The organism is Bradyrhizobium sp. PMVTL-01 (assembly GCF_051861855.1).
Classification (GTDB): Bacteria; Pseudomonadota; Alphaproteobacteria; order Rhizobiales; family Xanthobacteraceae; genus Bradyrhizobium.
Genome location: NZ_CP193982.1, coordinates 7,583,452 through 7,605,522, shown reverse-complemented (window position 1 = coordinate 7,605,522; position 22,071 = coordinate 7,583,452). Strand labels below are relative to the sequence as shown.

The 22,071-nt window shown below is 64.9% G+C and carries 19 protein-coding genes; 11 read left to right on the top strand and 8 right to left on the bottom strand.

Annotated features, from left to right (window positions below; translation table 11 throughout):
- Positions 1 to 200 precede the first annotated feature (200 nt).
- Positions 201 to 1,055: an alpha/beta fold hydrolase gene (locus ACRQ5Q_RS36640; protein WP_439370446.1), complete on the bottom strand. Its 855-nt coding sequence runs from the start codon at positions 1,053 to 1,055 to the stop codon at positions 201 to 203.
- Between the two features lie 191 nt (positions 1,056 to 1,246).
- Here ACRQ5Q_RS36640 and ACRQ5Q_RS36635 point away from each other — a divergent pair, with 191 nt between their 5' ends.
- The gene (locus ACRQ5Q_RS36635) at positions 1,247 to 2,452 is read left to right on the top strand and encodes an ABC transporter substrate-binding protein (RefSeq protein WP_439394731.1); all 1,206 of its coding nucleotides are present in this window, start codon (positions 1,247 to 1,249) and stop codon (positions 2,450 to 2,452) included.
- Positions 2,453 to 2,543: 91 nt separating this feature from the next.
- Here ACRQ5Q_RS36635 and ACRQ5Q_RS36630 read toward each other — a convergent pair whose 3' ends face one another.
- Entirely contained in the window at positions 2,544 to 4,016 is a 1,473-nt protein-coding gene (locus tag ACRQ5Q_RS36630) for a hypothetical protein (RefSeq protein WP_439394729.1), read from the bottom strand.
- A 287-nt stretch (positions 4,017 to 4,303) separates the two neighbouring features.
- Between ACRQ5Q_RS36630 and ACRQ5Q_RS36625 the strand changes: the two genes are divergently transcribed.
- Positions 4,304 to 4,468, top strand: a complete 165-nt coding sequence (locus ACRQ5Q_RS36625) for a Flp family type IVb pilin (protein ID WP_018641576.1) — start codon at positions 4,304 to 4,306, stop codon at positions 4,466 to 4,468.
- A gap of 375 nt (positions 4,469 to 4,843) precedes the next feature.
- On the opposite strand, the gene ACRQ5Q_RS36620 is transcribed toward ACRQ5Q_RS36625, so the two are convergent.
- The gene (locus ACRQ5Q_RS36620) at positions 4,844 to 5,827 is read right to left on the bottom strand and encodes a phosphatase PAP2 family protein (RefSeq protein WP_439394728.1); all 984 of its coding nucleotides are present in this window, start codon (positions 5,825 to 5,827) and stop codon (positions 4,844 to 4,846) included.
- A gap of 267 nt (positions 5,828 to 6,094) precedes the next feature.
- On the opposite strand from ACRQ5Q_RS36620, the gene ACRQ5Q_RS36615 reads away from it, so the two are divergent.
- Positions 6,095 to 6,775, top strand: a complete 681-nt coding sequence (locus tag ACRQ5Q_RS36615) for a helix-turn-helix domain-containing protein (protein WP_439370442.1) — start codon at positions 6,095 to 6,097, stop codon at positions 6,773 to 6,775.
- A gap of 150 nt (positions 6,776 to 6,925) precedes the next feature.
- Here ACRQ5Q_RS36615 and pyk read toward each other — a convergent pair whose 3' ends face one another.
- Positions 6,926 to 8,362: a pyruvate kinase gene (pyk, locus tag ACRQ5Q_RS36610; RefSeq protein WP_439394726.1), complete on the bottom strand. Its 1,437-nt coding sequence runs from the start codon at positions 8,360 to 8,362 to the stop codon at positions 6,926 to 6,928.
- Positions 8,359 to 8,937, bottom strand: coding sequence for a DUF1036 domain-containing protein (locus ACRQ5Q_RS36605; RefSeq protein ID WP_439370440.1), 579 nt, complete (start codon positions 8,935 to 8,937; stop codon positions 8,359 to 8,361). The genes pyk and ACRQ5Q_RS36605 overlap by 4 nt, the downstream gene beginning before the upstream one ends.
- 167 nt (positions 8,938 to 9,104) lie before the next feature.
- On the opposite strand from ACRQ5Q_RS36605, the gene ACRQ5Q_RS36600 reads away from it, so the two are divergent.
- From ACRQ5Q_RS36600 to ACRQ5Q_RS36590, 3 genes are all read left to right on the top strand, one after another.
- Positions 9,105 to 9,410, top strand: a complete 306-nt coding sequence (locus ACRQ5Q_RS36600) for a DUF1244 domain-containing protein (protein ID WP_439394724.1) — start codon at positions 9,105 to 9,107, stop codon at positions 9,408 to 9,410.
- Between the two features lie 198 nt (positions 9,411 to 9,608).
- Positions 9,609 to 9,881 carry a DUF2312 domain-containing protein gene (locus ACRQ5Q_RS36595; RefSeq protein WP_018641571.1) on the top strand — a complete coding sequence of 91 codons (273 nt, stop codon included), beginning with the start codon at positions 9,609 to 9,611 and terminating at the stop codon, positions 9,879 to 9,881.
- Positions 9,882 to 9,996: 115 nt separating this feature from the next.
- Entirely contained in the window at positions 9,997 to 11,763 is a 1,767-nt protein-coding gene (locus ACRQ5Q_RS36590) for an adenylate/guanylate cyclase domain-containing protein (RefSeq protein WP_439370438.1), read from the top strand.
- An 83-nt stretch (positions 11,764 to 11,846) separates the two neighbouring features.
- On the opposite strand, the gene ACRQ5Q_RS36585 is transcribed toward ACRQ5Q_RS36590, so the two are convergent.
- The 3 genes from ACRQ5Q_RS36585 to ACRQ5Q_RS36575 form a co-directional block, all read right to left on the bottom strand.
- Positions 11,847 to 13,469 (bottom strand): DUF882 domain-containing protein, encoded by a 1,623-nt coding sequence (locus ACRQ5Q_RS36585; RefSeq protein WP_439394722.1) that lies wholly within the window; start codon positions 13,467 to 13,469, stop codon positions 11,847 to 11,849.
- 272 nt (positions 13,470 to 13,741) lie between these two features.
- Positions 13,742 to 15,916, bottom strand: coding sequence for a L,D-transpeptidase family protein (locus ACRQ5Q_RS36580; protein ID WP_439394720.1), 2,175 nt, complete (start codon positions 15,914 to 15,916; stop codon positions 13,742 to 13,744).
- Positions 15,917 to 16,264: 348 nt separating this feature from the next.
- Positions 16,265 to 17,761: a sigma-54-dependent transcriptional regulator gene (locus ACRQ5Q_RS36575; RefSeq protein ID WP_439370435.1), complete on the bottom strand. Its 1,497-nt coding sequence runs from the start codon at positions 17,759 to 17,761 to the stop codon at positions 16,265 to 16,267.
- A 127-nt stretch (positions 17,762 to 17,888) separates the two neighbouring features.
- Here ACRQ5Q_RS36575 and ACRQ5Q_RS36570 point away from each other — a divergent pair, with 127 nt between their 5' ends.
- The 5 genes from ACRQ5Q_RS36570 (at position 17,889) to ACRQ5Q_RS36550 (ending at position 22,071) form a co-directional block, all read left to right on the top strand.
- Positions 17,889 to 19,826: a M3 family oligoendopeptidase gene (locus ACRQ5Q_RS36570; RefSeq protein WP_439394718.1), complete on the top strand. Its 1,938-nt coding sequence runs from the start codon at positions 17,889 to 17,891 to the stop codon at positions 19,824 to 19,826.
- A 96-nt stretch (positions 19,827 to 19,922) separates the two neighbouring features.
- A complete protein-coding gene (locus ACRQ5Q_RS36565) occupies positions 19,923 to 20,147 on the top strand; it encodes an AbrB family transcriptional regulator (protein WP_128964236.1) in 225 nt (74 codons plus the stop codon).
- Between the two features lie 12 nt (positions 20,148 to 20,159).
- Positions 20,160 to 20,555: a type II toxin-antitoxin system death-on-curing family toxin gene (locus ACRQ5Q_RS36560; RefSeq protein ID WP_439370433.1), complete on the top strand. Its 396-nt coding sequence runs from the start codon at positions 20,160 to 20,162 to the stop codon at positions 20,553 to 20,555.
- A 97-nt stretch (positions 20,556 to 20,652) separates the two neighbouring features.
- A complete protein-coding gene (locus tag ACRQ5Q_RS36555) occupies positions 20,653 to 20,805 on the top strand; it encodes an aa3-type cytochrome c oxidase subunit IV (protein ID WP_008136857.1) in 153 nt (50 codons plus the stop codon).
- A gap of 138 nt (positions 20,806 to 20,943) precedes the next feature.
- Positions 20,944 to 22,071, top strand: coding sequence for a Re/Si-specific NAD(P)(+) transhydrogenase subunit alpha (locus tag ACRQ5Q_RS36550; RefSeq protein WP_439370432.1), 1,128 nt, complete (start codon positions 20,944 to 20,946; stop codon positions 22,069 to 22,071).

The window sequence follows — 22,071 nt, the reverse complement described above, 5'->3', positions numbered from 1 at the left end:
ATTGCGTCGTGGCCGCAAACTCCGTCATTGCGAGCGCAGCGAAGCGATCCAGGAATGTCTCCGCGGAAGGACTCTGGATTTGCTTCGCGGAGCCTGTCATCGGGCGACGCTTCGCGCGCACCCGGTGGCTCGCAAGACGATCGGGATGCGCCGTGTCCACTCTCACTATGGTGGGGACGCTTGCGCCACCCTGCAATATCTCACTTCGCCGCCGCACCCCGCCCCAGAAAACGCAGCACGTCCTCATTGAACTGCCCCGGATCCTGCAGGAACGAGAAGTGGCTGACCTCCGGCTGGATCAGCAAACCGGCGCCGGGAATGTTCGCCGCCATGAACTCGGTGTTGTCGCGCTTGATCGCCTCGTCGTGATCGCCGTCCACGATCCAGGTCGGGACCTTGATCGCCGCGAGGTCCGAGGCCGTCCATTTCGGCTGGCTCTCCCACATCTTGGTGATCTCGTCGACGAAGCTCTTGTACTGCGTAGGGGTCGGCGAGAGGCGTTTGTACTCCTCGCCCGCCCTGGCGATGTAGGCGTTGAACACCTCGCTTGAGGCGATGTCGGCAACACCCGACGGATCCGAGTTCGCCGCGAAGGCGAACAGCCTGCTCACCCGTTCCGGATGCTTCATGGCGATGTCGAGGCCGATGATCGCGCCGTCGCTCCAGCCGACGATCGCCGCCTTCCTGATCTCCAAGTGGTCGAGCAGTCCGATCACGTCCGAGGCCATCAGATCGTACCCATACGGCTCCTGGTCGCGGCTGCTGCGCCCGTGTCCGCGGCTCTCCATGACGATGACCTGGTAATGCCGTTGCAGCGCGCGGACCTGGTGCCCCCAGTAATTGGCGTTGGCGAGACCGCCATGCAGCAACAGCACGGGCTCGCCCCGGCCGTACACGGCGTACCAGACCTTGATGCCGTTGACCGGTGCAAAGCCGCTCTGCGCCGCCTTGGGCAAGGTCGGCGTCGGCGGCAGGTTCAGCCACCGCGGCGCGGCGTGCGCCGCGTTGATCGCGATCGTGACGAGAAGTGCGGTGAAAACCTTGCGAAACATCATGATGATTATTCCTATTCGCCCCCGGACATTACTGCATGGCAACACGGCCGCGTCACCTTCTAAGGCGTTACAGTTGTAGCGACACTGCGATCTTCCGATCCCGATAATGATTGGAGTCGCCGCGATGTCATGGCATGCTCCCTCCAAATAAAGGTGCGTCGCGACCGCACCGAAAAGGGGAGGGAAAGCCGATGCGCTCTCAGGCGGCATTGGGCGCGCTTGGCGCCGTTTCATTCCTGCTATGGCCTGCTGCTTCCCTCGCCGCCGAGATGCGTGGCGTCACCCCGACCGAAATCAGGATAGGCCAGACCATGCCCTACAGCGGCCCGGTCTCCGCCTTCGGCGCGCTCGGCAAGGGTGAGGTCGGCTATTTCAAGATGCTGAACGAGAAGGGCGGCATCAACGGCCGCAGGGTGAATCTCATCTCGCTCGACGACAGCTACGCGCCGCCGAAATCGGTCGAGCAGACCCGCAGGCTGGTCGAGAGCGACGAGGTCGCGCTGATCTTCTCCTCGATCGGCACCGCTCACAACACCGCGATCGCAAAATATCTCCAGTCCAAGAACGTGCCGCAGCTCTTCATCGGCTCCGGCGCCTCGAAGTTCGCCGACATCGCACAATATCCGCAGGCGACCATGGGCGTGCAGGCGCCGTTCCGCTACGAGGCGCGGCTGTACGCGCGCTATGCGCTGGCGAAGAATCCCAACGCGAAATTCGCGGTCATCTCCCAGAACGACGATTACGGCCGCGACTACCTCGCCGGGCTGAAGGACGTGCTCGGCGAAAAATACGAGTCGGTCGTCACCAACGCCACCTACGAGATCCAGGATCCGACCATCGATTCCCAGATCGTGAAGCTGAAGGCTTCGGGCGCAGACGTGTTCGTGATCGCGGCGACCCCGAAATTCGCGGCGCAGGCGATCCGCAAATCCTTCGAGATCAACTGGCGGCCGATGACGTTCCTTTCGAACGTGGCGGTATGGGTTTCGGCGGTGATGGAGCCGGCGGGGCTCGAAGCCGGCACCGGCATCCTCTCCACCGCCTACGTCAAGGATCCCGACGATCCCGCCTGGAAGGACGATCCCGGCGTCAAGGGCTGGCGCGAGTTCATGACCAGATACGTGCCGGAGGCCGATCAGCACGACACCAACTACGTCAATTCCTACAACAGCGCGATGGCGCTGGAAGCGGTGCTGAAAGCCTGCGGCGACGATTTGTCGACCGAGAACATCCTGAAGCAGGCGTTTGCGATCCGCGATCTCGAATTGCCGATGCTGCTGCCCGGCATCAAGGTCAACACCAGCCCGACTGATCACGTTCCGATCGACCAGATGCAGTTCATGCGCTTCAACGGCAGGAGCTGGGAGCGCTTTGGCGAGTTGCAGACGGGAAATTGACCTGTCCCGGACTGGAGCGATCGTGTTGCGGGCCTTAGGCCGCCATGTCGAACGGCGGGGATTGCGGGATGCGCGGCCGTGGGCAGGATCGTCACGGCGCCGCGGCGTCCTCGCGCACATGGATCACCGCGATATCGTCCGCATAGATCCGCTTCCAGCCCTTGAGGTGATCGAGGATCTGCGGGCCTGGTGCATCGGCGGCCAGCAGCGTCGCGTCGATCCTGTACTCCTCGAGCAGGCGAGGCAGCAGCTCGGGCTTCTTCCCCTCCGTCGCCTTGAAGAAGTCCATCACGAACTTCTCGCCGTAGAGCTCGGCGCGGCCGTCGACGAAGACCGGGATGTCGCGCCCGATCAGATAGCCGCCGAACCTGTAGGCGTTGAAGATGCGCTGCGCCCCACGCTTCTCGAGCAGGTCGGTGGCCGCGACCGGCGTCTGGTCCATCGTGAAGTTGAAGCGGTGGTGCGACATGAAGATCGAAGTCGAGGTCCAGCTTGCTGCCACGATCATCAACGCGCCGACCGCCGTCACGTACCGGGCAGGCCAGCTCTCGCCCATCTGCCCATCGGCTGGCTGCAGCGGAAATTTCTCGCCGAGCGGCCTGGCCAGCACCAGCGGCACCAGGAACGCAAAGGCCTCGATGCTCCTGACATGGCTGAGCGCCATCCAGGTCAGCAGCAGGATCAGCAGGATGCGCGGCGGCGACAGCGTCAGGCCGCGATAGAGGCCGAGCGCGATCAGGCCGAGCAGCGCGCCTTCGAACGCGGTAAACGTTGCGAAGTTGGCCGGCGACCATTCGGAAATGACGGTGAGCAGCTCGCCGAGATTGAGGATGTTGGTCGCCCCCAGCAGCGTGCGCCAGCCATACGGCGTGACGCAGCTCGCGGCCAGTGCAGCAAGGCCGAACAGGAACCAGCGCAGCAGCAGCCGGACCTGCCTGCCGGACTCAAGGCCCCACAGCGCCACGAACGACATCGGGCCGATCAGGGCGAGACCCAGCATGAAGCCGCCGTGCAGGTTCGCCCACAGCGACATCAGCGGCAGCCAGTGCCATGAGGGCGTGCCCTTGCGATCGGCTGCGGCCATCAGCATGCCGATCCATGCGATCATCACGGGCAGTGCCAGCATGTGCGGCCGCGCCAGGATGTGATGCAGCGACAGCACGACCGCCAGCATCGCGAACAGCACCGAGCGCGGCATCTCCAGATGCGCGTCGAGCAGATAGACGAGGATCGCTGCCGACAATGCGACCGCGATCGCAGTGAGGATCACTGGACCGCCCCAGCCCCATTGCGCATAGGACAGCGCGAACGCGACCTGCGACAGCCATGAGGTCGAAACCCAGGGCGCCCCCAGCCGCGTGAACGAATAGATGTCGGTGTAGGGCAGGGCATGGTGGTCGAGAATCCATTGCCCGATCTTGATCTGCCAGAACGAGTCGGAGTCCTGAAGCAGCGTATCGCCGACACAGAGGAAGAAGAGATAGGCGGCCGCTCCGACGCACAGCGGCACCAGCGCACGCGCGCGGGTCTGTACTGCGATGCTGTTGGCAAAGGAAAGGGACATGCCGCCTCGTCGTCCTGCTTGTTCTTGTCTGATGGACGGGCGGCATTGGACCACGGCGGTCATAACTTCGGGTAAACCGCGGCGACGGTGCGATGTCGTGACAATTTAACGGATTGTTTTCAAATTCGATTTACCATCGCCGAATACTCGCAAACCGCTGCTTGTTTCCGCACTCGAATTAACTGCGGCGCAATTCTTTGCCTCTAGGTTGGGTTCCATGGTCGGGCGGCGCTGGGAAGCCGAAGAGACCAGACCAGTTGTAGTCTTGTGTACTTTGGGAGCACTCTATGAAGAACCTCGTTGCACGTTTCGTGAAGGATGAATCCGGCGCCACCGCGATCGAATACGGCCTGATCGCCGCCGGCATCGCGCTCGCGATCATTACCGTCGTCAACAACCTCGGCAGCACGCTGAACACCAAGTTCGGCTCGATCTCGTCCAGCCTCAAGTAAGGCCGAACGACCTGGGAATTCCGAGAGCCTCGTCTTCGACGGGGCTCTTTTCTTTTTGGGCGGCCACTCATCCTTCAGAGCGAGAGTCCGTAGCAGCCGCGTCAATCGCGGAATCGTAGGGTGAGCAAAGCGCAGCGTGCCCACCACTACATGCGCCTCCTATGAGCACGGTGCATCCACAACGTCATTGCGAGCGCAGCGAAGCAATCCAGACTGCCTCCGCGGAGAGGCACTGGTTTGCTTCGCTGCGCTCGCAATGACGAGGAGGCCTCAGCGCACTCACAAGTTCGTTTCGGTTGTGGAAAATGGCGGGCACGGCGCTGTGCGCCTTGCCCGCGCTACGGCAGCGTGCTTGTGACGGCCAATCTCGCCCCGTTACTCCGCGAGGCTGGGCCGCCAGACCGGCGGCAGCGCGGGTGCGGCGGACACCGGCGCCGCGCGGCCGAGCCGTTCGACAAAAAGCTTCGTTACCCAGATCGATGCTGCGGCGAGGGCGATGCCGCCGGCGACGTCGATGAGGTAATGCGCGCCGATCGCCGGCGTCGCCGCGATCATCAACAGGTTGAGCGCGGCCGCGATGCCGCCGATGCCGCGCACGGGCCACAGCGCCCACATGTAGAGCACCGCAGATGCGGCGTGAAAGCTCGGAAACGAGACGATGCCGGAAAGGAAAAACAGCCGCAGCTCGTGCAGGCTGCCGTCGCGCAGCGCGAGGATGTCGCGCAGCTGCCCGGCATAGACTGCGGTGTTGATCTCGGGAAAATGCGCGGCCGGCAATTGCAGTGCGTAATAGGTGCCGATCGCCGGCACCATTGCGGAGATTGCGATGGTGACCGCGAGCGCGAGGCTCATCGCCAGCATGAACACCTGCAGCCGCACATGACGTGCCGACAGCGTCAGCACGACGGGGACAGCGAGCAGCGGCCATTTGATCAGTCCGTAGCCGCGGGCAAGGACATCTGCCACCCATGGATGGTCGTTGACGAAGTGCGCGATCGGTTCGGGATCGAGGCCGAGCGCGCGGTCGATCGCCAGCAGCGCATCGTCCTGGAGTGGCCAGTTCATCTTGCCCGCGACGTAGCTCAGAGGTCCGACGATGGCGCAGGTGAAAATGACTTGTCCGATCGTGCCGAGCGAGAACACCAGTTTCGCGTCGGCAAGCTCGCCCTTGGTCAGCTGGTGGCCACAGGCGACGCCGACCAGGATGGCCGCAATTGCCAGCGTGATGCTGTAGGCGACGGGCTCGAGGGTCAGACCGGTCGCAGGCAGGCCAAGCGCCAGCAAGATGCCCATGGCAACGATGGGAAGCCAGTTCAGGTTGAAGAGCCGCCAGGCGGTTCGGGCGTCCGAATCGAGCATGCTGCACCGAGATGGGATCGCAGTCCGGCGGTAAGGTCGCGGACCTGCTTTAAGATGACGGTAACAATCGTGGTTAGCCGTCTATCAACCGGCTCTTGCACTTTGCGCATTTGTCGCCGGCGGCTTTGGCGTGTCGCTTGATGCAAATCATCTTGTCATCCTGCCTGAATAGTTGTTCAGTCCTTGCGGGGCGATTTGCAGCTTTGAAGTGACGAAGCGTTCGGCCGCAGGGCGTGCGGACGGCGTGTGTGGGACAGGAAGCGCGCCATGGTTTATCGGCGGACGCATCAAGTGGTTAAGCGCCTTGCGGCCCGGCGCAGTGCGATTTTGGCGGCGGCGCGGGAGGCGGCGGCGGAAGGCGGGATGGCGGCGGTGCAGATCGCACCGGTCGCGGTCCGGGCCAATGTCGCTGCCGGCACGGTCTATCGCTACTTCCCCTCCAAGGCCGAGCTGATCTCCGAATTGATCGCCGAGGTCTCCCGTGACGAGCTCGCGGCGATCCGCCGGGCGGCCGACGCCGCGCCGGGCCCGTCCTCGGCGCTGGCCGCGGCCGTCACCACGGTGGCGGTCCATACGCTGTCGCAGCGGCGGCTGGCCTGGGGCATCCTGGCCGAGCCGGTTGATGTCGATGTCAGCGCCAGCCGGTTCGCCAGCCGGCGCGAGATCGCCGGCGAGATCGCGGCAAGGATCGATGCGGCCGTGCGTGCCGGTCATCTGCCGGCGCAGGATACCGCCCTTGCCGCCACCGCGCTGCTCGGGGCTCTGCATGAAGCTCTGGTCGGGCCGCTCGCTCCCGACAATCTCGAAGATCCCGTCAAGATGCGCGATGCGGTGCAGACCGTGACGCTGCTGGCGCTGCGCGCCGTCGGCGTCATGGACGCCCGCGCCCGCGGCCTCGTGGTCCAGCAGACGCTGCTGCCGACCACCAAGGCGCTGGTCGGGGCGTAAAATCGCGCCGCGGCCGGAGCGGCGCCCCGATCGCGCTCAGGTCATTGCCTGAGCGTGCCTTTTCGCAAAACCCCGGCATTATCCGCCGGACCGGCCGGCTACTGTGCATGGGGTTGTTTTCCGACTTTTATCTGGCCGTGCTGGCGGAGCCTACATGTTCGCGTCACCCTCGGGGCCGACCGAGGCGATGCGCACCATGTTGGTGGTGCCGGGGATGCCGAGCGGCACGCCGGCGACGATGATGACGCGCTGGCCGGCGCGGACAAAACCGTCCCGGAAGGCGATCTGGCCGGCGCGGCTCACCATGTCGTCCTGGTCGCGCGCGTCCTCCGCCACCACGCAATGCACGCCCCAGGCGACGGCGAGCCGGCGGCCGGCCGCGATGTTCGGCGTGATCGCCACGATCGGCGGCTTCGGCCGCTCGCGCGCCACACGCACCGCCGTCGAGCCCGAGCTGGTCCAGCAGATCAGGGCCGGCAGGTCCAGCGTCTCGGCGATCTGCCGCGCGGCGTCCGCGATGGCGTCGCCCGCGGTGGCTTCGGGGGCGGGGCGCTGGGCCGTGACGACGTTGCGATAGGTCGGGTCGCGCTCGACCTCCTCGCCGATGCGGTTCATCGTCGAGACCGCCTCGACCGGGAATTTGCCGGCCGCCGACTCCGCCGACAGCATGATGGCGTCGGCGCCTTCATAGACGGCGGTGGCGACATCGGAGACTTCGGCGCGGGTCGGCACCGGCGACTGGATCATCGATTCCAGCATCTGGGTCGCGATCACCACCGGCTTGCCGGCGCGGCGGGCCATCCGCGTCATCTGCTTCTGCAGGCTCGGCACGCGCTCCAGCGGCAGCTCGACGCCGAGGTCGCCGCGCGCCACCATCAGCGCATCGGAGGCTTCGATGATGTCGGCGAGGCGGTCGATCGCCTGCGGCTTCTCGATCTTGGCCATCACCGCGGCGCGGCCGCGGATCATCTTCTTGGCCTCGATCACGTCGTCGGCGCGCTGCACGAAGGACAGCGCGATCCAGTCGACGCCGGTGACCAGGGCAGCCTCGAGGTCGGCGCGGTCCTTCGGCGTCATCGCCGACACCGGAAGGTCGGTGTCGGGCAAGCTCACGCCCTTGCGGTCGCTCATCTTGCCGCCGACCACGACGCGCGTCACCGCGTGCTCCTTGGAGGTCTCCTCCGCAATCAGCCGCACTTTGCCGTCGTCGAGCAGCAGCGCGTGGCCGGGCCTGAGCGCGGCCAGGATCTCCGGGTGCGGGAGATGGACGCGCGTGGCATCGCCCGGCGCCTTGTCGGAATCGAGGGTAAAAGTCTGGCCGTTCTGGAGCTGGACCGAGCCTTCCGCGAACGCGCCGAGCCGGAGCTTGGGGCCCTGGAGGTCGACCAGGATGCCGATCGGGCGGCCGTAGCTGCTTTCGACATTGCGGATGGTCACCACCAGCTCCCGCATCTTGTCATGCGGGGTGTGGCTCATGTTGATGCGGAACAGGTCGGCGCCGGCCTCGAACAGGCGGCGGATCATCGCGAGGTCTGAAGACGCAGGTCCCAGGGTCGCGAGAATCTTGATACGGCGAAGACGCCTCATGGCTTATTTCCAGGCGGGGGTGGCAGGCCGGGCGAGCCCGGGGGCGTAGCACCGGGCGGGCTATTGGGCAAACCCGGGACGCCGCCCGGGCCAACCGGCCCGGGCAGGCCAGGCACGCGCTGCTGCGCCGGCTGTTCGTTGGCATCGGTGAGCTGTACCGTCCAGGCGCGCTGCTCGCCGGTATCGACCTCGAAATAGCCGGTGCGGTCATAGCCGCGCGCCAGGCAATCCTCGGTGCCGCGGATGGTGAACTCCTTGTCGCGCGAGCACATGAAGGCCTGGCCCGACCATTCGCCGCCGCGATCGTAGTCGATGGCGTAGATGTAGTAATAGCGAGCGACCAGCGTGCCCCGCAGCAGCGTTTCGCAGGAGCGGGACGAGATGTTCCACCAGCCCTCCGTGGTCCAGCCCTCGGCGTCCTTGTAACCGAGCGCGATGCCGACCCGGCTCGAGGTGTTGTTGCAGAGCCGGAAATCGGCGGAGGCCGGGCTGGCCCAGAGGCACAGCAGGACCGCCAGCATCGGGACCAACCGGCCGAGCAGGCGAAGCGGGAAGCGGGGAGATTCGGCAATCATTGTTGCGGAAGCTATACCAGATCATTGACGAATTGGCGTAGGGCCGGGGGAACTGCTCCTGGCCGCGCTTTGGCCCGTTTGCGCCGTGATATGGCAAAATCTGTGACAGGACCCCACCTGATCCCGTAAGGGTGACGATGTCCAAGGGCCAGCCGAGGGATCCAGCTATGGCAATCGACGACAAAACCAGAACGGAGCTCGAGGCGGCCGCTTTCCGGCGCCTGGTCGACCATTTGCGGAACCGGTCGGACGTCCAGAATGTCGACCTGATGAATCTGGCCGGCTTCTGCCGTAACTGCCTGTCCAACTGGCTCAAGGACGCCGCCGACACGCAAGGGGTCGCCCTGAGCAAGGATGAGAGCCGGGAGGCCGTCTACGGCATGCCCTACGAGACCTGGAAGGCGAAGTACCAGGGCGCGGCCACGCCCGAGCAGCTCGAGGCGATGAAGAAGGTCCATCCGCACGGTCACTGAGAGGCCCCGTGCCGGCGCCGCCTGAGTCGCACCACACAACAGCTTTCTTCGAGCCGCCTCAGGAAGGTGTGGGCGCGCTGTGGACGAGCGTGATGCTGCCTTGAACGCGGGGGGCGCTAACGCTTAAGGGTCTACCCAGCACGCGCGGTGAGGATGCCGGCGTCACCTCGTTTTGCCAGTTCCATTGGGAGTACCAAGATGGCCACCTCCGCCGCCGTCCGCGACGACGAGCCCGCGACGAAATTTGCCAAGGACCAGCTCAAGTCCATCATCGAGCGCATCGAGCGGCTGGAGGAAGAGAAGAAGGCGATCTCCGACGACATCCGCGACGTCTATGCCGAGAGCAAGGGCAACGGCTACGACGTCAAGGCGCTGCGCACCATCGTGCGCCTGCGCAAGCAGGATCCCAACGAGCGCGCCGAGGCCGAGACCATTCTCGAGACCTACATGCAGGCGCTGGGCATGCTTTAGAGGCGGCAGGATCGCGCCTCACCCGTAGGCGTACCTCACCGGGCCGCAATTTGCGGGGCCCGCACTTGGGCAAAATCCGCTCGTCTGCTAGAGTGCTCGGTGAAGGGACCGAGCTATGGATGTGCCTGGACCAGAGCGCAGGCTCGCCGCGGTCCTCGCGGCTGACATGGTCGGCTTTAGTCGGCTCATGGAGGTCGACGAGGGTGGCACGCTTGCGCGCCTCAAGACCCACCGGATCGAGCTCATCGATCCGGCGATTGCCAAAAATCACGGCCGCATCATCAAAACGACCGGCGACGGCCTGCTCGTCGAATTCCATAGCGTCGTCGACGCTGTGTTGTGCGCTGCTGAAATTCAGAGCCGGATGGGGCGCCGCAATGCCGATGTCCCGCCGCCGCGATGGATCCAATTCCGCATCGGAATCAATCTGGGCGACGTCATCGTCGATCAGAACGACATTTTCGGCGACGGCGTCAACGTCGCGGCCCGGTTGGAGGCACTAGCCGAGCCTGGAGGCATCTGCATCTCCAGCGCGGTGCGCGAGCAGCTGGGCGAGCGCCTCGATGGGGTCGCATTCGAGGACATCGGCGAGCAGAACGTCAAGAACATCGCGCGCGCCATCCGTGTCTACCGGATCCGATTGGAGGATGCGCCGGCAAGCACGCCAGCCGGCGCGACCGCCGCCGCGAAGCCGACCGGCAAGTCGAAGAAGCCATCCATCGCCGTGCTGCCCTTCGCCAACATGAGCGGCGATCCGGAGCAGGAGTTCTTTGCGGACGGCTTGACCGAGGACATCATCACCGAGCTGTCACGCTTCCACGACCTGCTGGTGATCTCGCGCAACTCGACCTTCGTGTACAAGGGCAAGTCGGTCAAGGTGCAGGACGTTGGCCGCGAATTCGGTGTCGATTACGTCATCGAGGGAAGCGTGCGCAAGGCCGGGGATCGCGTCCGCGTCACCGTGCAGCTGATCGATGCGGAGACGGATCGGCATATCTGGGCCGAACGCTATGACGGCGAGATCAAGGACATCTTTGCCATCCAGGACGAGATGACCCGGGCGATCGCCGCCACGTTGCCCGGCCGCGTCGAGGCGGCGACGCACGATCGGGCGAACCGCAAGCCGACGGACAACATGGCGGCCTATGAATGCGTGCTGGCCGCGAAGGTGTTGCACCATCGCTCCAATCGCGAAGACAATGCGCGGGCGCAGCTTCTGCTCGATCGGGCGCTCGAACTCGACGCGAACTATGCGCACGCGCACGCCTGGAAGGCGTGCGTTCTGGGCCAGACCTGGGTCTACAACTGGTGCGCGGATCGCGACGCCACCTTCCAGCAGGTGGCTTCAGAGCTGGAAACAGCGCTGGTCCTCGACGACAACGACAGCGACGTCCACCGCATCCTCGCGGCACTCAATCTGAACCGCGACGATCATGACAAGGCCACTTACCATCAGGAGCGCGCGCTGGCGCTCAACCCGAACTACGACCTCGTGGTGGTGCAGCAGGGCGAACTGCTGACCTGGCTGGGGAGGCCGGAGGAGGGCATCGACTGGATCAAGAAGGCGATGCGGCTCAACCCGTATCACCCGGAACGATTCTGGAGCCATCTCGGGCGTGCCTATTACTGTGCCGAGAAATACGCCGAAGCCGCCGAAGCCTTCTCGAGGATCTCACGCCCCGATCATACCCATCATGCGTTCCTTGCCGGGATCTTCGCGCAGATGGGCAATGCAGTGGCTGCCGGCGCGCACGCGGCCGAAGTGCTCAAGCGTGAGCCTGCCTTTTCCGTGGCCAATCATCTTTCCACCCAGCATTACAAGCGGGAGGTCGATCGTCAGCGCTATGAGGCAGGTCTTCTCCGGGCAGGCCTGCCGGCCTGATCCTGCGCACGGCGGAGACCGATTGCCGCTCCATCGCAGGACGGGAGGCTACTAGACCGAATTCGTGGAGGTCGTTCTACGCCTCAGCGCAGCGCCGCGGTGCGCATGACGAAGGTCGTCGTCTCGAGCTTCGCGGTCGCGCTGCCGGAGAAGCTGTCGCAGGACAGGCCAGGCATCGGATCGTCCGTGAAGCCCATCGCGATCACCGTCTGCGGCTTGACGAAGTAGCCGCGCAGCGCCGCGGTATCGAGCTCGCCCATCAGCGTGACGGACATCGCACGGCTGGCGCTCGGGGACAGCATCACGATCTTGAGCCAGATGCTCTCGTTCTTGGCCGCGGAAAGGCGGGTCGCGGTCGCGACCATGCCATCGACGCTCTTGCCGACCACACTGTTGATCTCGGTGGCGGGGGCCGCGCCGCGCGCGCCGGCACGGGCAGAGCGCGGGATCGGCGCGGAGGCGGCGACGACGTTGCCGCGTTCGACTGGCGAGGCCGCAGGCGCATACGCCAGCGCCTGGAGAGTTGCGCTGGACACGCTGGCAGTCGGTTGCGGATCGGTGGCGGAAGCAAGCGCCTGGCGGGCCTTCAGCGCCGCGACCTGCGCCGGTGTCGCCTGCTGCGGCGTGGCGGGGGCATCCCAGAAGCCGCGGGCATTGATGATGTCCGCCGGGGTCTCCGGCTTGGCCTCGGCAGATTTCGTGGCGGGCTTGTCAGCCACGGGCGCGGGCTTCGGCTTGGGCGGTGCAACGAGCTGCACATCGGCCGAGGCCAGCTGGAGCGTGGCTGCGACCTGTGGCTTGGCGCGCGGGGTCGGCACCGGATCGGCCGGCTTGGCTGCGGCGGCGACCACGGTCGGCGCGGACGACTTCGCGGCCGGAGCCGGCGCGCCCTCGTCATCCTCGTCGCTGCTGGTGGCGGCCGGCGCCGACTTGCTCTTGAACAGGGCGGCGAAGAAGTTCGGCTTGCTGCCGGAATCGTCACCGTTGCCGCGGCGCTCGATCTCGGCCTTGGCGAGCTCATAGCCCTTCAGCGGCGTGCCGTCGGTCGGCAGATGCACCGTCTTTCCGTCCGGGAACACGCGGGCAAGCTGGTCATGCGTCATGCGCGGCCAGTGCCGGATGCTGCCGGTGTCCAGATGCACGAAGGGCGAGCCCGAGGTCGGATAGAAGCCGACGCCGCCGCGCTGGAGGCGCAGGCCGGCGAAGCGGATCTGCTCCAGCGGCACGCCCGGGATGTAGAAGTCCATCGCATGGCCCAGCATGTGCTGGCTGAAGCGCGCCACGCCCGAGGAGCGGCGGCGGAGCATGGCGTTGGTGGCGGGGGAGCGGTAGGACGAGATGATCTGGATCGGCTGCTTGCCGTCGACGTCGCGATAGACTTCCCAGAGGATGTCGAAGAGGTGACGGTCCATGACCGTCTCGTCCTGGGTGCGCCAGTCGCGCAGGAAGTGATTGAGCTGCTTCAGGGCGGCTTCGTCATAGCGCCCGTCGCGCTTAAAGGTGACGGTGAGATCTTCGCCGGAATGGGTGTGGTGGAAGGAGAGCGTCTTGGTCTCGTTCAGCGCGGCGGCGTTATGGACCGAGCCGGCGGCAGCCAGCAGCAATACGGAAGCGAGGCCGATCCGGGATCCGACCTTCACGCCCGCATGGGACAACGACAGCACAGCAAATTGGCGTGCAAGACCAGTCAGCACGTATGAGCCCACCCAGTCGACTTGCGTTCAAATGGACTCTCCCGCCAACCCCGTTAGCGCGCGAAAGAGGATGAACGCTTTCTTAAAGCAAGAAGGTTAATTCGAGGTTGACCTTCCCGCCCCCAAACCAAGTCAGGCTGCAATCCTAAACGGTTGACTGTGGCAAAAAAACGCCCGCTGCAGCGAGGGCGGGTTGAGGACGGTTAACATTGAGCGACCCCATCCTGGGGACGGGGTCGCTGATTTCATTGCAGAATTTGAGGAAAGAAGGCGCCGGGCGGGCCTCAGCGGGTAAACACCCGCTGCGGCCGGCGGCCGATCGGGGCCGGCGGCGCGGTCAGGGTCGGAGCCCCAAACAGCCGCTCGAAGAAGTTCGGACCCGACGACCCGAAGCCTCCGCCATTGTTGGCCACCGCAACGCCCGAGGGCAGGGTGGTCGCCGGGCGCGAATAGCTCGGCTGGGAATGCGCCACGACGTTCTCGAGATCCTTGCCGCGGCCGTTCTTCAGGATGTTGAGCATGGTCGCGTCGCGGCCATAGACGTCCTTGCGGAGTTGCAGCTTGCCGGCGTCGTCCACGAACGCGGTCTGGTAGGTGATGTTGACCGGGATCGGGGTGGGGAATTTCAGGTCGATCTCGCTCTTGCCGTACATGCTGCGCACGCGCTCGGGCGTGTACTTTTCGTTCGGCATGGTGATGTTGAGCAGCACGGAGGCGTACTGATCCGGGTTCTGCACGCGCATGCAGCCATGGCTGAAGGCGCGGTCTTCCTTGGCGAACAGGTGCTTGTCCGGCGTGTCGTGCTGATAGACCAGGAACTTGTTCGGGAAGTTGAAGCGGATGCGGCCGAGCGCGTTGGCTTCACCGGGCGGCTGCGAGATGTGCACCGAGCCGTCGCGGTTCTGCTCGAGCCTGAGGCCCATGCGCTGGAGCACGGTCGGGTCCTGCTGAAGCGCCGGCAGATACTCGTTGTAGACGATCGACGGCGGCACGTTCCAGGTCGGGTTGACCGTGATGTACTTCATCGTCTCGGTCAGCAGCGGGGTGGCGTGCTGGCCTGGCTTGCCGGTGACGACGCGGGTGGTCCAGACCTGCTGGCCGCGCTGCATCACCTTCAGCGTGTAGTCGGGAATGTTGAGGATGACGTAGGCATCGCCCAGCGCGGGCACGCCGAGGTCGCGCGGCAGCCAGCGCCAGCGCTCCATGTTCACCACCACGGTGTCGATCTGCTTGTCGCGCTTGGGGGTGTTGAGCGCCCTGACCGTCTTGTCGTCGAGGATGCCGGTGGGCTTCATCTCGATGCCGCTCTGGAATTTGCGCACGGCCTCGGCGACCGCCGCGTCATAGCGGGTGTCGCTGGCGTTCTCGGTGATGCCGAGCTTGGCGCGCAGCTGCGGGACGCGCGGATCGTCCACGACGATCTCGGCCTGCTTCTTGCCGGCCGGCGTGTACTTCAGCGCAGGACCGTCGGCGATCTCGATCACCGGGCCGCTGCCATGGCCGCGGAGCTCCGCGAGCTTGGCTTTTAGCTCCTTGTAGAGCTTGTGCGGCGGGTTGTAGCTGTCGAGCGCCGCAGAGGCGTCGGCTGCGGTCGTGACCTTCGCGAGCACCTCGTTCGGGTCGACCGGATGCTCGGGGTAGAGGATGTCGGCGCTGACCTGGGACCAGTGCATGCGGCCGCTCTGCGCGTGACGCGCATAGTCGAAGATGCTGGCGGTGAGCTTCAGCTCGGCATCGGCGAGCGCATCGGGCGTCGTGGCGGCGGCGAATTCCGGCACCGGGTAATCGGCGGGATTGAGACCGTCGGAGGCAGCGTCCTTCAGCCGCGCGATCACGCCCTTTGCCGCAGCAGTCAGGCGGCCGCCTTGCGTCCACACCGGCGCGAAGTCGCGGGTTCCATAAAACTTCTCGATCGCCGCGCGCTCGTTCTTGCGGTCGAAATGGCGCGAGGTCTTGGCGCCGATGATATCCCTGAGCTTGTCCGCGACCGGTTGGTCGGCGGCGGGAACGTTGCTGGCGGCCTTCACCGGCTCGGCCGCCGGAGCCGTCGCAGCGGCAGGCGCTGCGGGCTCGGTCTTCGCGGGTTCGGTCTTTGCAGGCTCGGATTTGGCCGTCTCGCTCATCGGCGCCTCGGGCGCGGGCGTGGTGGCGAGGTCGGACGGCTTGGTCTCGACCTTGTCCGGTGCGGGCGCGGTGTCCGCCTTGGCAGGCTCCTTGATAGTTTCCTTCGCCGGATCCTGCACCGTGGCGGTGGTGTCGAGCTTGATGTCGGACGCGGTCGGGGGCGGAACGTTGGCGGGTTCGGGGCGCGGGATCGCAGCTTCGATCGCGAGCTCGGCAGCGCTACTGCGCGCCTGATCCTGCGCCAGCGCCGAGCCGGCCGACACCGTGAGGAAGGTTGCCGCGACCGTCATCAAGACACGGTCAAAGCCTGCACGGTGGTTCAAACAGTTACGCATTGTGTCACACCCCTCGGGTGAACTGTTCCTCGTGGAACAGCTTCGTTATCGCCTAATTGAGTTTCGGCTAGTCGCGCCGGCCTCTCGAAAGTCGCACGCCTGCACGCTACGCTTCCCCACGCCAGACGATCGATATACAGGCCCCGATTTTGCCAGCGCTACCCGGGACAACTCACGACAAACTGACTTCAAGGAAGCCTCTTGGCAACGGTTTGTGCGCTTGCCGCACGCGCTTTTCCCTCTGTCTGTCACTTCCAAGTCACGGTTCAAGCCGCAGTCGAAGTTTCCCGTAATTCAACGGCTTGCGGTCGCTTCCCAGCCTCGCGCGAACGTGCGTTCGCATCAGGCTCAGTGCGTCTCCTCACCGCTTTTCCCGCCGAGTCCGGGGACCCCGGCTTCGTCGAGTTTCCGGTAAAGGGTAGACCGGCCGATTTTGAGGCGACGAGCGACTTCCGACATCTGTCCGCGGTAGTGCGAGATGGCAAAACGGATGATCTCGTTCTCCATGTCCTCGAGCGGACGGACGTCGCCGGTCGGCGTCAGCATCGACAGGCTTCCCGCGAGGGGAAGCGGCGCGATTGGTATTTCGCTACCCGACACCAACGAAGGAGCCGCGATCGGCTCCAGCATCAGCGGTGCGGTCGGGATGTCCGTTGCGCCATGCGGCTGGGCGGTGAGCAGGGGGAAGTCAGCGAGGCCGAGCTGCTCGCCGTCGCTCATCACCACCGCGCGGTAGACCGCGTTCTCGAGCTGGCGGATGTTGCCGGGCCAGTCGAGCTGGGCGAGATGCGCCACGGCCTCGCCGCTGATGCCGGTGATGGGACGGTTCTCCTCGGCGGCAAAGCGCGCCAGGAAGTGCCGGAGCAGATGCGGGATGTCCTCGCGGCGGGCGCGCAGCGACGGGATGGTCAGCGGCAGCACGTGCAGGCGATAGAAGAGATCCTCGCGGAAGTGGCCCTGCTTCACGCGCTCCAGCAGCTTGCGGTTGGTCGCGGAAACGATGCGGACGTCGACCTTGACGGGCTTGCGGCCGCCGACCGCCTCGACCGCGCCTTCCTGCAGCGCGCGCAGCAGCTTGACCTGCGCGGTCAGCGGCAACTCGCTGACCTCGTCCAGGAACAGCGTGCCGCCATGGGCCTCGACGAACTTGCCGGTGTGGCGTTCGGTGGCGCCCGTGAAGGCGCCCTTCTCGTGGCCGAACAGGATGGACTCGACGAGGTTGTCGGGGATTGCGCCGCAATTGACCGCGACGAAGGGCTTTGCCTTGCGCTCGCCGCTGCCATGGATGGCGCGCGCGAACATCTCCTTGCCGACCCCGGACTCGCCTTCGATCAGCACGGGGATCGAGGAATTCGCCGCCTTCTGAGCGGCGCGCATGACCGGTGCCATTGCCTCGGCGCGGGTGATGATGTCGGAGAAGGTCAGCCGTCCTTCGCGGCTGTGACGGATGCGCTGCAATTCGCCTTTGAGCGCGGAGGTGTTGAGCGCGTTGCGCAAGCTGACCTGAAGCCGCTCCATGCCGACCGGCTTGACCACGAAATCGGCGGCGCCTGCGCGCATCGCCGAGATCACATTGTCGATGCCGCCATGGGCGGTCTGCACGATGACGGGTACGGAGAGGCCCGCTTCGCGGATCTTCGCCAGCACGCCCATGCCGTCGAGGCCGGGCATCACGAGATCGAGGATGACGCCGTCGATGGCGGAGGCGTCGGGGGCGGTGAGGGCGGCGATCGCGGCGTCGCCGGACTCCACGACAATCGTTTCATAGCCGCATTTCTGCACCATGTTCTCGACCAGCCGGCGGGCTACAGCGTCGTCGTCGGCGATCAAAATACAGGCAGCCATGGTGTTCCCCGCACGCTACTACTATCTGTCTCGAATCGGGTCACTCTGGCCGAAGCCGATTAACGCACTCTTAAACCTTGATGCCCCGGCCCGTCGTCGCGATAGTTGAACACAGGTTTCCCACACAATGAATTCGCGTTCCAACTCTGCCTTGAACAAGTCTGGCTTGAACAAGTCTGCCTTGAACAAGCCCGCTCTCAAAAAGCCCGCCCTCCGCAAGCCAGCTACCAGGACATCCGTCGTCAAGAAATCGGCCGCCAAGGCAAAACCCTCCAAGCTCGCGAGCAAGACCGGCAAGCTTCCGGAGTGGAACCTCGCCGATCTCTATTCCGGGATCGATGCGCCGGAAGTGGCGCGCGATCTCGAGAAGATGGATGCCGATTGCGTCGCGTTCGAGACCGACTACAAGGGCAAGCTCGCGACAGGCACAGCAAACGAAGATGGCGGAAAATGGCTCGCGGGAGCCGTGCGGCGCTATGAGGCGATCGACGATCTCGCCGGCCGTCTCGGCTCCTATGCCGGTCTCGTTCATGCCGGCGACAGCGTTGATCCCAAGATTTCAAAGTTTTACGGCGATGTGTCCGAACGCCTGACGGCGGCGTCCACGCACCTTCTGTTCTTCGCGCTCGAGCTCAACCGTATCGATGACGATATTTTGACCCGCGCTATGGAGGCTCCGGAGCTCGCGCATTACCGTCCGTGGATCGAGGATCTGCGCAAGGAAAAGCCGTACCAGCTCGATGACAAGCTCGAACAGCTCTTCCTGGAGAAGGCGCAGACCGGCTATTCCGCCTTCAACCGCCTGTTCGACCAGACCATCTCCAGCCTGCGTTTCAAGGTCGGTGCGAAAGAACTGGCAATCGAGCCGACGCTCAATTTCCTGCAGGACCGCGACGGCGCCAAGCGCAAGGCCGCGGCCGAAGCGCTGGCAAAAACCTTCAAGGCCAATGAGCGCACCTTCGCGCTGATCACCAACACGCTCGCCAAGGACAAGGACATCTCCGACCGCTGGCGCGGGTTCAAGGACGTCGCGGATTCCCGCCATCTGAACAACCGCGTCGAGCGCGAGGTGGTGGACGCGCTGGTCGCCTCGGTCCGCGCCGCCTATCCCAGACTGTCGCATCGCTATTATGCGCTGAAGGCGAAGTGGTTCGGCAAGAAGCGGCTGGCCTATTGGGATCGCAACGCGCCGCTGCCGTTTGCGGCGACCGACATCATCGGCTGGCCCGATGCCCGCAACATGGTGCTGACGGCCTATCGCGGCTTCTCGCCCAAAATGGCCGACATTGCCGAGCGCTTCTTCACCGATCGCTGGATCGATGCGCCGGTGCGTCCGGGCAAGGTGCCGGGCGCGTTCTCGCATCCGACCACGCCGTCGGCGCACCCCTACGTGCTGATGAACTACCAGGGCAAACCGCGCGACGTGATGACGCTCGCCCATGAGCTCGGCCACGGCGTACACCAGGTGCTGGCCGCGAAGAACGGCGCGCTGATGGCGCCGACGCCGCTGACGCTCGCGGAGACCGCAAGCGTGTTCGGCGAGATGCTCACCTTCAAGCGGCTGCTGGCCCAGACCAGGAATGCGAAACAACGCCAGGCGCTGCTTGCCGGCAAGGTCGAGGACATGATCAACACCGTGGTGCGGCAGATCGCGTTCTATTCGTTCGAGCGCGCGGTCCACACCGAGCGCAAGAACGGCGAGCTCACCGCGACGCGCCTCGGCGAGATCTGGCTGTCGGTGCAGGGCGAGAGCCTTGGGCCCGCGATCGAGATCAAGGCGGGCTACGAGAACTACTGGATGTACATCCCGCACTTCATCCATTCGCCGTTCTACGTCTACGCCTACGCCTTCGGCGACTGCCTCGTGAACTCGCTCTATGCCGTCTACGAGGACGCGGCCGAAGGCTTCGCCGAACGCTATCTCGACATGCTCGCCGCCGGCGGCACCAAGCACTATTCCGAGCTGCTGCGGCCGTTCGGGCTGGATGCCAAGGATCCCAAATTCTGGGACGGCGGTCTTTCGGTCATCGCCGGCATGATCGATGAGCTGGAGGCGATGGGCTGAGGCGCGCGGGCGCCTCCTCCCGGATCGCGTAAAACATCTGTTGAACCAAGCCTCCCGCGATGTTATACATGTGTATAACGCGCTGGCGCCCGGGCTATGAAAATCGAGATCAAGAAGATCGGCAATTCAGACGGACTGCTGCTGCCGCGCGAATTGATGCAGCGGCTCGATCTCAAGCGCGGGCAGCAACTGCACATCGTGGAACTGCCCGGCGGTGGCTTCCAGGCGCTGCCCTACGATCCCGACTTCGAGCGGACGATGGAAATCGCCGACGAGGTGATGGACAAATATCGCGACGCACTCGCTGCGCTTGCAAAATAGTCGGCTAAGCGCATGAGCGATCCTCAGGAGCCGCTCTGGATCACCTACGAGCAGGCTGTCGCAATTCACGGTCGCCAACTCCGGCGCTTCGGTGGTGCGCCGGGATTGCGCGACGAGGGCATGCTGCGCTCGGTGCTGGAGCGGCCAATCAACAAATGGCGCTATGAGCAGGCGCCGATGGACGAGCTCGCTGCAGCCTATGCATTCGGCCTTGCGAAAAACCACGCCTTCGTCGACGGAAACAAGCGCATCGCCTTCATGGCGATGATGGTCTTCCTCCACAAGAATGGCGCGGCGTTCAGTCCCGATCCCGCAGAAGCGACGACCATCATCCTCGCCCTTGCCGACGGCGAAGTCAGCGAGCAGAGCCTCACGCGCTGGGCCCGTGACAATTGGGATTCCAGATGACCCGATTTGCGGGAAAACCGCCTCTGCCTGCCGTTGCCCTGCCCGAAAGATTAAGGTATCCCAGCCCGAGAATTCGACTTTCGACTGGGGACAATCCATGGCTGACCATAGCGAAGTGGCATACACCACTGCCGACGGCAACGACTACGTTGCCCACGAGCAGACCTATGAGGGCTTCATCAAGCTGGTGAAGTACGGCACGGCCTCGGTCGCGCTCATCGTGATCCTGATGGCGATCTTCCTCACCTGATCCATGCGCTTGTTGCACCGCCAGCGTCGTCGGTGCTCACAAAATTTGCATTCAAGCCGGTGCCAAAACCGGTATCCAACGTTGCGGGAGTGACGCTAAGTTCGCGTGCGCGCTTTGTCCCGCGTCGCCGGAGGGCCTATGAAGATCGCCGTTGCCAAGGAAATCGATCCGTCGGAGCCGCGTGTCGCCGCTTCGCCTGATACGGTGAAGAAGTTCAAGGCGCTGGGCGCCGAGATCGCGGTCGAGCCGGGTGCCGGCATCAAGTCGGGCCTGCCGGATTCCGAATTCACCGCCGTGGGTGCCACCGTCAGCGCTGACGCGCTCAGGGACGCCGACATCATCATCAAGGTGAAGCGCCCCGAGGCCTCCGAGCTTGCGCAGTACAAGCGCGGCGCGCTCGTCATCGCCATCATGGACCCCTATGGCAACGAGGCCGCGCTGAAGGCGATGGCCGATGCCGGCATCGCCGCTTTCGCGATGGAGCTGATGCCACGCATCACCCGCGCTCAGGTGATGGACGTGCTGTCCTCGCAGGCCAACCTCGCCGGCTACCGCGCCGTGATCGAGGGCGCCGAGGCCTTCGGCCGCGCCTTCCCGATGATGATGACCGCGGCCGGCACCGTGCCCGCCGCAAAAGTGTTCGTGATGGGCGTCGGCGTCGCCGGCCTCCAGGCGATCGCGACCGCGCGCCGCCTCGGCGCCGTGGTCACCGCGACCGACGTCCGGCCCGCGACCAAGGAACAGGTCGAGTCGCTCGGCGCAAAGTTCCTCGCCGTCGAGGACGAGGAGTTCAAGAACGCGCAGACCGCCGGCGGCTACGCCAAGGAGATGTCCAAGGAATACCAGGCCAAGCAGGCTGCGCTGACCGCCGAGCACATCAAGAAGCAGGACATCGTCATCACCACGGCGCTGATCCCGGGCCGGCCTGCGCCGAAGCTCGTCAGCGCCGAGATGGTCAGGTCGATGAAGCCCGGTTCGGTGCTGGTCGATCTGGCCGTCGAGCGCGGCGGCAATGTCGAAGGCGCCAAGGCCGGTGAGGTCGTCGACCTCGATGGCATCAAGATCGTCGGCTACACCAACGTCGCAGGCCGCGTCGCGGCCTCGGCCTCCAGCCTCTATGCGCGCAATCTGTTCTCCTTCATCGAGACCATGGTCGACAAGAAGGAGAAGAAGCTCGCCGTGAACTGGGACGACGAACTGGTCAAGGCGACCGCGCTGACCAAGGACGGCGCCGTGATCCACCCGAACTTCCAGCCGAAGGCTTAA